This is a genomic window from Ferruginibacter sp. (genome assembly GCF_031430955.1).
In the GTDB taxonomy this organism is placed as follows: domain Bacteria; phylum Bacteroidota; class Bacteroidia; order Chitinophagales; family Chitinophagaceae; genus Ferruginibacter.
In genome coordinates this window covers 1-14,795 of record NZ_JANPCM010000272.1, presented here as the reverse complement: position 1 = coordinate 14,795, position 14,795 = coordinate 1, and the positions used below count along the sequence as shown (strand labels likewise).

Annotated in this window: 11 protein-coding genes; 6 read left to right on the top strand and 5 right to left on the bottom strand. The window is 36.3% G+C overall.

Annotated features, from left to right (window positions below; all coding sequences use genetic code 11):
- The 5 genes from ACY65O_RS07720 to ACY65O_RS07700 all read right to left on the bottom strand — a co-directional run.
- Positions 1 to 371, bottom strand: a 371-nt coding sequence (locus ACY65O_RS07720; RefSeq protein WP_462220277.1) for a response regulator, incomplete at its 3' end; no start/stop codon positions are given.
- Complete coding sequence (locus ACY65O_RS07715; RefSeq protein ID WP_462220276.1) at positions 371 to 814, bottom strand: response regulator; 444 nt, start codon at positions 812 to 814, stop codon at positions 371 to 373. The genes ACY65O_RS07720 and ACY65O_RS07715, both read right to left, overlap by 1 nt.
- A complete protein-coding gene (locus tag ACY65O_RS07710) occupies positions 811 to 3,177 on the bottom strand; it encodes a sensor histidine kinase (RefSeq protein ID WP_462220275.1) in 2,367 nt (788 codons plus the stop codon). The genes ACY65O_RS07715 and ACY65O_RS07710 overlap by 4 nt, the downstream gene beginning before the upstream one ends.
- Before the next feature lie 313 nt (positions 3,178 to 3,490).
- On the bottom strand, positions 3,491 to 4,780 hold the full coding sequence (locus tag ACY65O_RS07705) for an amidohydrolase family protein (RefSeq protein ID WP_462220274.1): 1,290 nt from the start codon (positions 4,778 to 4,780) through the stop codon (positions 3,491 to 3,493).
- A gap of 223 nt (positions 4,781 to 5,003) precedes the next feature.
- Positions 5,004 to 8,075 carry an amidohydrolase family protein gene (locus ACY65O_RS07700; RefSeq protein ID WP_462220273.1) on the bottom strand — a complete coding sequence of 1,024 codons (3,072 nt, stop codon included), beginning with the start codon at positions 8,073 to 8,075 and terminating at the stop codon, positions 5,004 to 5,006.
- A 104-nt stretch (positions 8,076 to 8,179) separates the two neighbouring features.
- Between ACY65O_RS07700 and deoC the strand changes: the two genes are divergently transcribed.
- The 6 genes from deoC to ACY65O_RS07670 all read left to right on the top strand — a co-directional run bounded on the left by deoC (position 8,180) and on the right by ACY65O_RS07670 (position 14,329).
- A complete protein-coding gene (deoC, locus tag ACY65O_RS07695; RefSeq protein WP_462220272.1) occupies positions 8,180 to 8,854 on the top strand; it encodes a deoxyribose-phosphate aldolase in 675 nt (224 codons plus the stop codon).
- A 29-nt stretch (positions 8,855 to 8,883) separates the two neighbouring features.
- On the top strand, positions 8,884 to 9,345 hold the full coding sequence (locus ACY65O_RS07690; protein ID WP_462220271.1) for a hypothetical protein: 462 nt from the start codon (positions 8,884 to 8,886) through the stop codon (positions 9,343 to 9,345).
- 119 nt (positions 9,346 to 9,464) lie between these two features.
- Positions 9,465 to 10,637, top strand: coding sequence for a M20 metallopeptidase family protein (locus ACY65O_RS07685; RefSeq protein WP_462220270.1), 1,173 nt, complete (start codon positions 9,465 to 9,467; stop codon positions 10,635 to 10,637).
- 126 nt (positions 10,638 to 10,763) lie between these two features.
- On the top strand, positions 10,764 to 11,219 hold the full coding sequence (locus tag ACY65O_RS07680; RefSeq protein WP_462220269.1) for a hypothetical protein: 456 nt from the start codon (positions 10,764 to 10,766) through the stop codon (positions 11,217 to 11,219).
- A gap of 62 nt (positions 11,220 to 11,281) precedes the next feature.
- Positions 11,282 to 12,865, top strand: coding sequence for a T9SS type A sorting domain-containing protein (locus ACY65O_RS07675; protein ID WP_462220268.1), 1,584 nt, complete (start codon positions 11,282 to 11,284; stop codon positions 12,863 to 12,865).
- Between the two features lie 252 nt (positions 12,866 to 13,117).
- On the top strand, positions 13,118 to 14,329 hold the full coding sequence (locus ACY65O_RS07670; protein ID WP_462220267.1) for a TIGR03118 family protein: 1,212 nt from the start codon (positions 13,118 to 13,120) through the stop codon (positions 14,327 to 14,329).
- The last annotated feature ends 466 nt before the right edge of the window (positions 14,330 to 14,795 follow it).

Sequence of the window (14,795 nt, the reverse complement as noted above, 5' to 3'; positions counted from 1 at the left end):
ATACTGTATAAAATAGTTTTTAAAAGCAATTTTTCTTCAAACTCACCTTTAACCAAAAAATCCTGTGCACCTGCCTGTACTGCCTGTAACGAAAGAGAGGTATCGTTGGTGCCCGAAAGTATTATAATAGGTACATCGGGTATTATTGCCTGAAGGGTGAGGAATGTTTCCAGTCCATTACTGTCGGGGAGATTAAGGTCGAGGAATACCACTACGGGCTTTATTGTTTTAAGGCTTTCAATAGCATCAGTAAGCAATGATTCGTTCTGACTGTATTCTGCCGACCAGCCGGCAGTTTCCAACTGGTCCTTAAGCAGCATTAAATCTCCGGGATTATCTTCTATGATAAATGTTGTGTTAGGGTAATTCATTAACTGGCTTTTTTATTTTTTGAATAAACTGTTGCCAGGTTAAACCAGAAATTTTTTATTTCAACAACCGCTTTGCTGAATTCATCAAAATTAATGGGTTTGGTTATAAAACAATTTGCATGATTTCGGTATGATTCCAGTATATCCCTATCATCGGATGAAGTGCTGAGCATAATAACGGGAATAGTTTTCAGGTCATTATCTTTTTTAATCATGGTCAATACTTCTTTACCATTTATTTTTGGGATATTAATATCCATTAAAATTAAATCTGGTCTTTCAGCACCTGATAATTTATTTCGCTGGTATAAAAAATCAAGCGCTTCTTCACCGTCCCTTGCAATAGAAATTGGGTGGCTAAAGCCCGAGGTTTTAAAAACTTCCTGTGTAAGTAAAATGTCGCCTTCATTATCCTCTACTAAAAGGATGTGTGCGTTTTTCATGATTTTTGTTTTTTAGGGATTGAAAAATTAAATATACTGCCTGCGCCAGGCTCCGATTCTACTGTAAACTTTCCACCATGTTTTTCTACAATTTTTTTACAGATGGAAAGGCCTACTCCGGTACCCGGGTAGGCTGTTTTACTATGAAGCCGTTGAAAAATAATAAATATTTTCTCAAAATAATTACTGTCTATGCCAATACCATTATCTTTTACGTAAAAAATATAGTAAGTGGATTCGTCATTATATCCAATTTCAATTTCTGGTGTTCTTTCACTGCGGTATTTTATGGCATTGCTGATAAGATTTTGAAAAACCTGCAGCATCTGTATCTTATTTGCCTGTATTACAGGAAACGTGCCAGCTTTAATTTTAGCATTGCTTTCTGTAATGGAAGCCGCAAGATTTAACTTTACCTCATCAATAATTTTATTAAGGTCTACGGTGTCGTTTATCTGCTTTTCAGTACCTATTCTCGAAAAAGAGAGCAGGTCGAGAATAAGTGTTTTCATCCTTTCTGCGCCATCAACAGCAAAATTGATGTATTGCTTTGCGGTATCATCCAGTTTGTCTTTATATTTTTTATCCAGCAACTGCATAAAACTGCTTACCATCCTTAATGGTTCCTGCAAATCGTGGCTGGCTACATAAGCAAATTGTTCTAATTCTTTATTGGAAGTGGTTAATTGTTCGTTTAAAACCCTCAGGTTTTCTTCGGCTTTAATATGTTCTGTTATATCAATTGCAATACCACCCAGTAATGTTACATCATCGCTTATTTGTAAAGGAAATTTAAAAACTTTAAGGGTAATGCTGCTGCCATCTTTATTTATTGAGGGCTCAATGGTTTCCAATATTTTATTGCTGTTAAAAACAATATCGTTATTACTTTTATATTTTTCTGATATTTCAGGGGGAAATAATTCGTAAAAACTTTTACCAACTAATTGTTGATGACCATTACCCCCACCGCTATCTTTATAAAATGTTTTTAAATAATTTGCATTGGTAAATTGATAAACAGATTTATTGTCTACAATCCATGCCATAGCAGGTGTATGCTGCATAAAGGCCTGAAACTGTTTCTGCATTTTATTTAAATCGGCTTCTGCATTTTTTCTATCGGTAATATCTGTATGTGTGCCAATAATTTTCAGCGGCTTACCGGCACTGTCTTTTTCTATAACAACCCCTCTGTCCAATACCCATTTTATTGTTCCATCTTTATGAATCAGCCTGTATTCCAAAGCATGGCGGTCTATAATGCCTGCCTTATATTTTCTATCATTTTCTTCAAGTACATGCCTGTCTTCTTTAATGGTGGAATTCCACCACAGCTGTTCAATATTTTGAACACCATCGTTTCTAAAAGTTGTAAGGTTTTGATTTGTATTGGTGAAAATTGTTTTTTGAGTAATAAAATCGTGTTCCCATACATTGTCACCAAGTGAGTTGAGGGCTAATTGAAGTTTTTGTTCGCTTTCTGTTTTAGCCAATATTTTTAATTCTTTCTCAGCCCGGCTTCGTTTTTCCTCAACAGTATTTAGATATTTTGCTGTTAATGATATAACAATAAGGCTTACCAATAAAAAAGAGGTAGCAAACAGAGCTATACCAAAATCTTGTGTAACTAAATTGTGCCAGTGAAGTTGCAAGCGTAAAAATCCAAGTACAATTATAATAACCGCTGTTATCGGAAATAATTTTCGGGTCATTATACTGCCAAGGCTTTTTCCGGTAAACGTACCAGTTACACCTAATGAAAAATTAATAAGCGAAGCTGAAATTGAAATAAGAAAAAATAAAACAGAAGTGTTTAGTGCCATTGATGCAAGAAAAGATAACCTGTGAAACTCAGGCACATTAAAAAGGTAACCAAGTATGGCTATAAAAGCTATTAGGGTTATTGCATGTAAAGCATATTGCGCCAAAAGTTGTAACCTTTTTTTTGCAGATGCGATTGCAATAAATGCAAAGGCACAAAGCAAAAAACAAAAGGTGGTTGTAATAGCCATTCTCCCCGGAAATGGATCATTGGCAGCTTTTGCAACAACATCTTTTATCAATATTTCATCTAATCCTGTATTATAGTTTAACACTGTTTGGGTAAAAGTGATTGCTGCAATAAGGATTACAATTGTAGCTATGCTTATTATAAAAAACTGGTGCTTTTTTGTTTTTTTGATGAGGAGAAAGAGTGCAGTTGCAATAAGTATAAAGCAAATAGCCGTATTAAATTTCATTGTTGGTAAACCTGTAATAACAGCCTTCAGGTTTTCATTGTTGGTAAACCAGCCTGTAATTACAAGTATACCAGTAATTATACTGAGTATTGAAACGGCTTTTATATAGGATTTATACAAGGACAATTTTACATTTTACTGCGAAAGTATTAAATGTATGATTTTATTCTAATAAAAAACGGTTTAAAACTATCGTAAAAAGACATTTGTACAATAAAAAACTAATAATTAGAACTTATACTATAACTATGTAGTAATTTAACTACAAAAAATCGGGTATTATTGTTTTGCTGGGTTAATTATTGGTTTTACAATTAATAAATTTAAATGCAAAAGGAGAAAATATTTTTTAAATAGGTTGGTCTTAAACATGAAAGGGGCCGTCTCATTTATTTTTGAGACGGCCTCTTTTTATTTTTATAAAATGGGGTTTCTATTTTATTCCATACTTATATTTATACTTTTCAAACAATTGTTTTTGTTTATTATTTAAATCAACCTGCCTGCCCTGTATAAATCCGTAAGAGATGATATTAGATTTCATATCTAAAATGTCGCCATCACTTACAACAATGTTGGCATCTTTACCAATTTCAACAGAGCCGGTTTTATCTGCAATGCCTAAAATTTTTGCAGCATTTAAAGTTATAGCGGTTAATGCTTCTTCTTTAGTTAAGCCATAAGCAACTGCAGTGCCTGCATTAAAAGCAAGGTTACGGTTGCGGCTGTTGCCATCATCATCATTTAAAGCAAATAGTACTCCTGCTTTTTGTAAAAGATAAGGTGTTTTGAAAGGTTGGTCAATATCATCATCTACCATTGCAGGTAAATCGTGTAATTGCCCAAGCACAACAGCAATATTGTTTTGTTTTAAAATATCCGCAATCTGCCAGCTGTCCACGCCGCCATCGATTACTACATCAAACCCAAATTCTTTTACAAAGTCAACTGCTATCAGCATTTCTTTTACAATATTGCAATGGATAAACAGTTTTTGTTTTTTTGTAAATAATCCTTTTACAGCTTCGTATTTTAAATTGGTATTATCATGATTGAGTTCTGCTGTATACGCTTTTGCTTCTCTAAAAAATGTTCTTACTTTTTCAACCTGTTCTAATCCCTTTTTTACAGGGTCTTCGGCAGGTACTTGTGGCCCGCCAAAATTAAAACGGTTGCGTGGGCGGGCTAATAAAGATGGCATACGAAAATGTATAGCATTATCTTTTTCATATGCTGCATCTTCCCAGTTCCATCCATCTAATTGTACTACCGATGAGGAGCCTGAAATAATACCACCATCAGGAATTGTGCTGGCTAATAAAATACCATTGGTGCGTAAAGTGTTTATTACTTTGCTATCGGTATTGTAAGCAACAATACTGCGAACGCTTGGATTTATTTCTCCAATTTCGCTGGCATCAACCGTTGCCCTAACTGTTGGTACTTCTACCAAACCTAATTGTGTAGAACTTAAAATTAATCCCGGATAAATATGTTTGCCTTTGCAATCAATAATTTTTCCTGCTGTTGAGGTACTTGTACCAACTTCGGTTATTTTACCGTTAGTAAGCACTACGTTACCATTACTAATTACCTGGCCATTACCCACATGAATAGTGGCGTTGGTTAAAGTGATGGTTTCTTTTTGCTGCGGCGCAGGGTAAACAGTTTCCTGTGCACTACTGTTTACAAAAGCACAAATGCAGAGCAAAACTATTCCCATTTTTTTCAAATCCGTCGACAGTATTTTAAAAGAGAATACTGATTTATAATAGCTTCTTTTAATTTTATTATAATCCATATAAATAGTTTTTTAAAGTGTTTAATGTAACTAATTAAGTACTGTCAGGTTGAGCTTGTCGAAACCGGCCAGTTTTCCAAGCAACCCGCCTTCGACAAGCTCAGGCTTACAGCTTTTGTATTTGTTACTTTATTGATCAAAATGTTTAATTATTGCTTTCCAAATCATCGGCATCAATGCTTAACAAACCATGGCTGTGATAATGATCCATACAGTTATGAATGATCTCGTATCTTGGTCTTGGCCTTTGAAAATTGCCGGGTGTACCACCAGGTGCAGCAGACGCTTTTTTTGCAGCTGCTAATTTTTGTACCAGCCTTGCTTTTTCTGCCTGGTTTTGTTTACGCATTTCCATATCCTTTTCCCTGTCGAAATAAATAGTACCGTCCACAATTGTTTTTTCTGCCTTTGCATAAATGCTTAAAGGGTTATCGCTCCATAAAACCAGGTCAGCATCTTTACCCACTTTTATGCTGCCTACTTTACTATCTACATGCAGCATTTTTGCTGGGTTGATAGTTACCATATTCAACGCATCTACTTCACTCATGCCGCCGTACTTAATACTTTTTGCAGCTTCCTGGTTTAAGCGGCGTGCCATTTCTGCATCATCCGAATTAATAGCTACGTTCAGGCCAACCTGTTGCATAATATAAGCGTTGTATGGAATAGCATCCACTACTTCCATTTTATAATTCCACCAATCGCTGAATGTAGAGGCGTTGGCGCCATGCGCTTTCATTTTATCTGCTACTTTGTATCCTTCTAAAATATGGGTGAAAGTATTTACAGGAAAACCAAATTTTTCTGCAACTTTCATTGTTGCATTTATTTCACTTTGTATATAAGAGTGGCAGGTAATAAATCTTTTCTTGTTCATTATTTCTACCAACGCATCCAGTTCCAGGTCTCTTCTTACTATTATTGGCGCAGCGCCTTTCTTTTTATTGTTTTCTTCAGCAGCCTTCCATTGTTTTTGATAATCGCTTGCTCTTGTAAATGCATCTGTCAAAACCTGTTCAACACCCATTCTGCTATCCGGAAAACGTATATTGCCCTGTGTGCTGGAACTGCGTTTTACATTTTCGCCTAAAGCAAATTTTATAAATGGATCAGCACCTGCAAATTTCAAATCTTCTGCATTAGCACCCCAGCGTAATTTTATTAATTGAGTTTGTCCGCCAATAGTATTTGCTGAGCCATGCAAAATATGTGAGGTGGTAACGCCTCCGCTTAACTGCCTGTAAATATTAATGTCATCAGGTGCAATATTGTCTGCAATTCTTACTTCGGATGTCACACTTTGCCCGCCTTCGTTAATGGAAGCTGCCGCAATATGCGAATGCTCATCAATAATACCGGCAGTTAAATGTTTGCCTTTGCCATCAATAATTTTTGCTGACGCATCGGTTAAATTTTTTCCTATTGCTGCAATTTTTCCTCCTTTAACTAAAACATCGGTTTCTTCTAATTTACCAGCTGCATCACTTGTCCAAACGGTAGTATTTTTTATTAAGATATTTTCCTGTTTTGCTATTTCCTCCGAACCAAAACTTATAAAAGGATAAATTACTTTTCCTAACACTAAAGGTGTTTTTGGTTTCACACTGTCGGGTTTTGGTTCCAAAAGATGATCGAAATTTGCAGTCCATGTAAAAGTGTTTCCTGCAATATCTCTTCCTGTTCCATTCCATACATTGTCATTGGCCACACCACTTAAAATAGTTTCTTTGGCATCTTTACCACGGCCTTCGGTATAACTTAATTTTACTAATTTACCATCGTAGCTGTATTTGCCGGTCAATGTATCTTTACTAACGAAACTTGCAACACCTGCATCTTTAAAATCGAGTGTAAAAGATTTTGAATTGCTTGCTGTAAATTTATAAGAACCTTTAACATCGTACCAGCTTTCTTCTTTTACCGCATTTTTAATTCCCTGTGTCCAGTTTTGTAATACCAAAGTCTTTTCTGCAAAAATTTGCCCTGATGTAATAATAAAATTGGCCAGTTTCCCATTTTCTAAACTTCCAATTTTATCGCTCATGCCTAACAGGGCAGCCGGTGTTTTTGTCAATGCTTCCAATGCTTTGGTTTCTGTTAAACCATATTCGATGGCTTTACGCAGGTTGGGCATAAAGTCGGCAGTGTTAGCAAGGTCAGCAGAAGAAATGCAAAAATTAATTCCTGCTTTTTCCATTGCAGCAGCATTACCCGGCGCCAGTTCCCAATGTTTCAAATCATCAAATCCTACAAAACGTAAGTCGTTAGGATCGTCCACATCCATTGCTGCAGGATAATTTAAAGTAATAATGTAAGCAGCTTTTGTTGCAGCAATTTCTTTTATGCGCTGGTATTCATTGCCGCCACCTTTGATTATATACTGCACACCAAATTCATCACCAATTTTATCGGCACGCAGATCATTCCATTTATCACTGGCATCAAAAATTTGTGGCAGGGTTTGATTATCGTTCCAACTTTTTAAACTAAGGTTGGTGCCTTCTTTTATCGGGCCTGATTTATACCACTGAGCATCTAAATATGTTTGACGGAGCAAGGCAATTACACCCATAATAGAGTTGGGATAACTTTGTGTTGATATACCTTTATTAAAAGAATAAAAAGCCGCTGCTTTTTCTTTTAGCATGCTAAAATTATCGGGTTGTGTTGCTAAAGAAACAAAAGCACCACTACCTCTTGCAATACCATCTTTTTGATGGGTAAGTACAGCGCCAAAGCCAATATCACGTAAAGTTTTTGCTTTAGCATCATCACCTGTAAAAATTTTAAAGCCATCTGTTTCACTTTTTATGGCCTGGTTCCAGCCGTAAGCGCCTTTTGTAGTGGAGATAATTTGCTGTGGGCCAAAAAAGCCACCGCCAACTGTTGGTGTACGCTGTGGTGTTGTAATGCCATAATCGCTGAAAATATCAATAAAAGAAGGATAGATATATTTTCCTTTGCAATCAATAACAACCGCATCTTTTGGGATGGTAATATTGCTGCCGGTATTTTCTATTTTTCCCTGGCGGATAACCAATGTTGCATTTTGCAATGTGGTTTGTGCGTCTTTTACAATAGTGGCATTCGTAAATGCATAACAGCCATCTTTTGGGCTGGCAACATCATTAACAGGAAAAGTGGACTGTGCATTTATTTGTAAAGCCATTGTTACAAATAAAAACAGCAATGCCGGAAATTTTAATTTTTGCATGCTATATAGTTTTGGTAATTGAAGTTATGAAAACTAAAAATAACGATTCTATTTATTGTGACAGCCACCACTGATGGAATTTTGTTTGCGGTTAATATGTACTTTTGCTGCCAGTTATGAATATTGCTTCTTATATCGATCATACTGTTTTAAAACCAACTACAACCATTACAGACGTAGAAAAGCTATGTGCAGAAGCTATGCAATATGATTTTGCTGTCGTTTGTGTACCGCCATTGTTTGTAAAAAAAGCAAAAGAACTTACAGCAGGCAGCAGTGTAAAAGTGGCTACTGTTATTGGTTTCCCTTTTGGTTACTCGGCCATAGAAGCTAAAGTGGCAGAAATAATTTTGGCTATTTTAGATGGTGCCGATGAACTGGATATGGTAATAAATATAAGTGCCATTAAAAATAAAGACTGGCAATTTTTAGCCAGCGAAATTAATACTGTAATGCCCATTATAAAAGGCAAGGGAAAAATTATTAAAGTAATTATTGAAAGCGGTATTTTAACTGACGAAGAAATTATTACCTGCTGCGATATTTATGGCGCTGCCGGTGTAGATTTTATGAAAACCAGCACAGGTTATGCAGAAAAAGGCGCAACTGTACATGCGGTGCAACTAATGAGGGCACATTTAGCGTCTGCTATAAAAATTAAAGCAAGCGGCGGCATTAAAGATTATGATTTTGCCCTGCAGTTAATTAATGCAGGTGCCGACAGAATTGGTTGCAGCAGCAGTGTTAAAATTGCAGAAGAAGCCGCATTGCAAAATTGATGGAACAATTTTTGTAAAATAAAATGATTATGAAAAAAACGGGAATACTTTTTTTTAGTTTGATGATCTTTATGGCTGCACATGCGCAAATTGCAAAGACAGACGACACTGCCATAGGTAAAGTAACTGTAAATAAAGATCCCCGATTGGATATTTTAGCAAAACAGCAAGCCGAATTTAATAAAGCTACAGTAGGCCTTGGCGCCAGGGCTGCTAAGGGTTACCGCTTATTAGTGGTAAGCAGCAACGACAGAAATTTTGCCATGAAGGTAAGAACACAGCTTCTGCAAAGATATCCTGAACAAAAAGTATATATGAGTTACCAGTCACCATTTATTAAATTAAAATTTGGCGATTTTGTTGAGAAGTCAGATGCTGAAAAATACCGAAAGATGATTACCAGTTCTAAAATTGTAACGAACAATGTTTACTTAGTGTCGGAAATTGTAGAAATAAAACTGGATAAGAACAAAGAGAATGAAGATAATTAGTTTAATAGTTGATTAGTTTTTTATTTGCAATTATGGTATTCAAAATAAAATAATGTAATTTGAATGGAGTTTCAGTAATGAAACTCTTTTTTGTTTTTAAATATTGATGAATTGATTTTATGCTGAAAGAAAAAATACAACAGTTGGCCAAACAATATGCTGATGAATTTATTGCAGTGCGCCATCATATCCATGCACATCCCGAGTTGAGTTATAAAGAATTTGAAACCAGCAAATTTGTACAGCAAAAATTGCAGGGCTGGGGCATTCCTTTCGAAATAAAAGCTGCAACCGGTGTGGTAGGATTAATAAAAGGAAAAAATCCTGAAAAAAAAATAATTGCTTTGCGTGGCGATATGGATGCATTGCCCATTACAGAGCAAAATGATGTGCCTTACAAATCATTAAACGAAGGCGTAATGCATGCCTGCGGCCATGATGTACACACCACCTGTTTATTGGGTGCTGCAAAAATTTTAAATGAATTAAAAGAGGAGTGGGAAGGAACAGTAAAATTAATTTTTCAACCGGGAGAAGAGAAAAACCCCGGTGGTGCAAGCCTGATGATTAAAGACGGTGTGCTGGAAAATCCCAAGCCCGAAAAAATATTTGCCTTGCATGTGCATCCTGGAATGGAAGTGGGACAATTAAGTTTTAGAGGAGGTATGATAATGGCGAGTGCGGATGAAATTTATATTACCATAAAAGCAAAAGGCGGCCATGCAGCATCGCCGCATTTAACGGCTGATACTATTTTAATTGCATCGCAGTTGGTAGTAAGCCTGCAGCAGATTATAAGCAGAAATAACAATCCTTTTAATCCTTCTGTATTATCCATCACTTCTTTTAATGGGGGCAATACTACTAATGTAATTCCCAGCGAAGTAAAATTAATGGGTACATTCAGGGCAATGAATGAAGAGTGGCGCTTTAAAGCACATGAATTAATAAAAACTCAAACTGTTGAACTGGCAAAGATGATGGGGACGGAGGCGGACATTACCATTGATGTGGGTTATCCTTTTGTATTAAATGATGAAGCGCTGAACATTGTTGCCAGAAAAAAAGCTGAAGAATTTATGGGTGCAGCAAATGTTTTTGAAACAGAATTAAGAATGGGGGCAGAAGATTTTGCTTATTACTCTCACCAAATACCGGCATGTTTTTTTAGATTGGGTGCCGGTAATAAAGCAAAAGGAATTACAAGTGGTGTGCATACACCGATTTTTAATATTGACGAAGGGGCGATTGAAGTAGGGATGGGTATGATGGCGTGGATGGCAACCTCCTGACCCGTTGCGGAGGAGAATTTAGGTAACGGCCGTAAGTATTTTTTTTACACCTGCATACTAACTGCTCTTAATCTGCGTTTGCAAAGTGTACTTTTATCCATTATCTAATAAGCCAAATTTAGGACTATGAAAAAGCCTGCCTGCTATGCATTGCTGTTGTTAACTTTTTTTACAGTAACAGGGTTTTCACAAAACAGCAATACACCCAAACCAAAACAGTTCAATAATTTTCCTGCTGTTATCAATTGTTCTCAAGCAGTATTAAGCAGCATTTTTAATGCATCACCCGGCCAAAACATCAACCTTTCTTTTTCTGATAATTTTTTATTTTCTGGCAACGTAACCAGCAATTTGATAAAATACAGCAACCTGCAAACTGCTGTAGTTAAATCCACTGCTTTAAATAATACCATTTTTAGTGTATCAAAAATTATTAATAAAGATAAGAGTGTGAGTTACCAGGGCCGCATTATTAATAAAAATTATTTTGACGGGTACGAGTTAAAGAAAAATACTGCAGGCAATTATCAATTGATTAAAATTGAAAAAGAAAATGTAATACAGGTTTGCAGCCAGCTTTAATTACTACAAATAAAATTTACCGGTACTTACAATAGCTATATATTTCCCTAAATCCAAAACGTATGAAAAACCTTTTTACATTTTTAATACTGATAATAGTATTATTATTTTCATCTAAAGCTTTTAGTGTTCCAAAACTAAACAGCCTGCCGGGTGCAGAAGCAACAATCTTTCTTGATTTTGACGGCCATTATGTACAGAGCTCTCTTTGGAATGGGGGAGATGCATTTTACTGTGCAGCTTCCGGCATGAATGATCCGCAAATTACAGAGGCATTTAACCGTGTGGCAGAAGATTACAGGCCCTTTGAAATAAATATTACCACAGATTCATCAGTATTTGAAAGTGTGCCATTAAACAGGCGGATAAGAATAATTATTACTACTACCAGTGCCTGGTACCCTGGTGTTGGTGGTGTGGCATGGATTGGTTCCTTTAACTGGGGCGACGATACACCGGCTTTTGTTTTCAGCGACCGTTTAGGCCCATACAGTCCTAAAATGGTGGGGGAGTGCTGCTCTCACGAAAGCGGCCATACCGTGGGGTTATCTCATCAATCTAAATATGGAACAGATTGCAATACACCTTTAGAAACTTATAACAGCGGTATTGGAAACGGACAAACAGGCTGGGCACCTATAATGGGCAACAGTTATAATAGAAATATGAGTAACTGGAATAATGGGCCAACGCCTTATGGTTGCACCACTTTACAGGACAATCTTTCCATTATTACCAATCAAAATGGAATTGTTTACAGGGCAGATGATTATGCAGATACATTAAACGCAAACACTTATGCTTTACCTAATTTAAATTTTAATATTGCAGGAATAATAAGCGATAATGCAGATAAAGATGCTTTTAAATTTACTTTATCACAAAGTTTAAATTTTCATTTAACTGCAGTTCCCTTTAATGTGGGTGATAATTATATTGGCGCCAACCTTGATATTAAAATAGAATTATACAGTTCGCCAACTAATTTAATTGGCACTTACGATCAGGTAACCATGAGTGCTGCTATAGATACCCTGTTAAATGCCGGCACTTATTACCTTAAGATTGATGGAACAGGAAATACAAATATTGGAGAATATGGAAGTTTAGGTTCCTATACTTTAAATGGTGTTACGGGTGCTTTGGCCATTCATGCTATAAGCCTTGTGGGTAAAACTGATAATAATAAACATATCCTTAGCTGGCAAATTACAGCCGATGAGCCCATTAAAAAAATTGAAATAGAAACCTCTGATGATGGAATAAATTTTACGGGCTTAACTTCAGCAAGCCCTGTTGCAAATAAATTTTCGTATCAGCCATATAAAACTAATACAGTGTATTACCGGATAAAAGTTACCTCAGTAATAGATCAAATTGGTTATTCAAATATTATTGGTTTAAAAACTGCAGGTAACAGCGTTAAACTTTTCAATGTATCCACCCTTATTAAAAATGAACTTTTAATAAATGCTGCAGAAAATTATCAATACCATTTAATTGATGCCAGTGGAAAAACTATTGCTGCCGGTAATGGAGTAAAGGGAATTAATCGAATTAATATTTCAAACCAGCCTGCTGGAATGTACATTATTCAACTTTTTAATAAAGAGGGGATACAAACCGAGCGGATTATAAAACAGTAGAATAGGCTAATTTTTACTGATCCAGGTTTTCTGACTATTGCGTAAAAGATATCTCTACCTTTTGCACAATCACCATTATTATTTAGAAAAAAATAAACTGCATTCTAAGCAACCAACTTCTGCACTGGCACGATAAAGAAATTACCCACTTACATAACCCCCTTTTTTTACCCCGGCAGTTTAAAATACAATATCTAACGAAATAGCAGGTACTCTTGCAAAGCTGTATTTTTTAACATTAAAACTTATTTTATGTTGCACAAAATCAATGCTCAAAAATGGCGTATCACTAATTTGTTACCGGCACTAACGGTATTGTCGGTATTTACTTTTAGCTGTAAAAAAGAAATTGGTTCTGAAACTACCAAAGCTAATACGGAACAATTGGCCGGCAAAAATTCCTTAAATGATGTAAAGGTGAAAAGTTTTATGCAGGTAAACCTGGTTGCTAACAATGTCAATTACAATGCAGCGCATGTCGATGCTACTTTAAAAAATGCCTGGGGTATTGCCTGGTCTCCGGGTGGCACCGCATGGGTAAATGCACAGGGCGGCCATGTAAGCGAATTGTATAATGGCGAAGGTATAAAAGCGGCGCTAACAGTTAATGTACCTTCTCCCGGCGGTAACGAGGGTGGCAATCCCACCGGAATTATTTTTAATCCCAATATGGCGGATTTTGTTATTCCTTCGGGTAATGCCAATGCCCCAACCCGTGCGGTTTTTATTTTTGTTGGAGTAGATGGTATTGTATCCGGATGGAACCCTTCATGGGGTAACCATGCATTTACAAAGTTTAATAATGTAGCCACTTCGGCATATACAGGCCTTGCCATTGCCAAAAATGGCGGAAGCAATTTCTTATATGCTGCAGATTTTCGTGCAAGAAAAATAACAGTATGGAACAGAACATGGGCAACGGTCGCCATGCCTTTTACCGATCCCAATTTGCCTGCAGGTTACTCCCCTTTTAATATCCAGGAAGTAAACGGGCAGCTCTTTGTAATGTATGCAAAAGTGGGCAGCGATGGCAGGAGCCAGGAAGGAAAAGGCTTGGGTATTGTTGATATTTTTACACCTGCCGGTGTTTTTGTAAAAAGATTTGCTTCACGTGATAAACTGAATGCACCCTGGGGCGTAACTATGGCTGCAGCTTCATTTTTTCCGCAAGAAATGGAAGATGAAGAAGATGATGATGATAACGGTACCCCACAGCCCAAAATATTAGTAGGAAATTTTGGGGATGGAAAAATTAATGTGTACAGTTTAAATGGTAAACTTTTAGGTCAGCTAAAATCGCATGATCATGTAATCGCTATTGATAAACTATGGGCCATAGGTTTTGCACCCACCACTTCAACTATCGACCAGAACCGGCTATATTTTGCCGCCGGGCCAAACAACGAAGAAGATGGCGTATTTGGTTACCTGATAAAAGATGCGTCGGTTGGTGATGATGACTGATAAATATTTTTTATAAACCGTCTCATCAATTAAATGAGGCGGTTTTTTTGTGTACACTTTTCAAATATAATTGTGTATTTGATAGCTGGCGATTCTATTAAAAGATTGACGGGCCAGCCAGGCATTTGCATCAATATTTTTACCATAAAAGCTAACTGTTACAATTCAATTTTATATTACCTGTATTTAACAAAATATAAAAATGTGTGAAAATAAAAAAATAAATTCACGGCCCATTGTTTGTAACCTTTTGTATGCCCACTTACTCTAATAGTAATAGATAAAAATATTAAAATGGGAACAATTAATTTAAAGCTGTCAATTACACCAATTTTTAATTTACTTAGGCTAACCTTTGGTATTGTACCCATTGTTGCAGGCATTGATAAATTCACCAACCTGTTAACTCATTGGGAAAAATATGTTTCTCCGGGTGTTGCAGACATACTGCCCTTTGCTCCACATA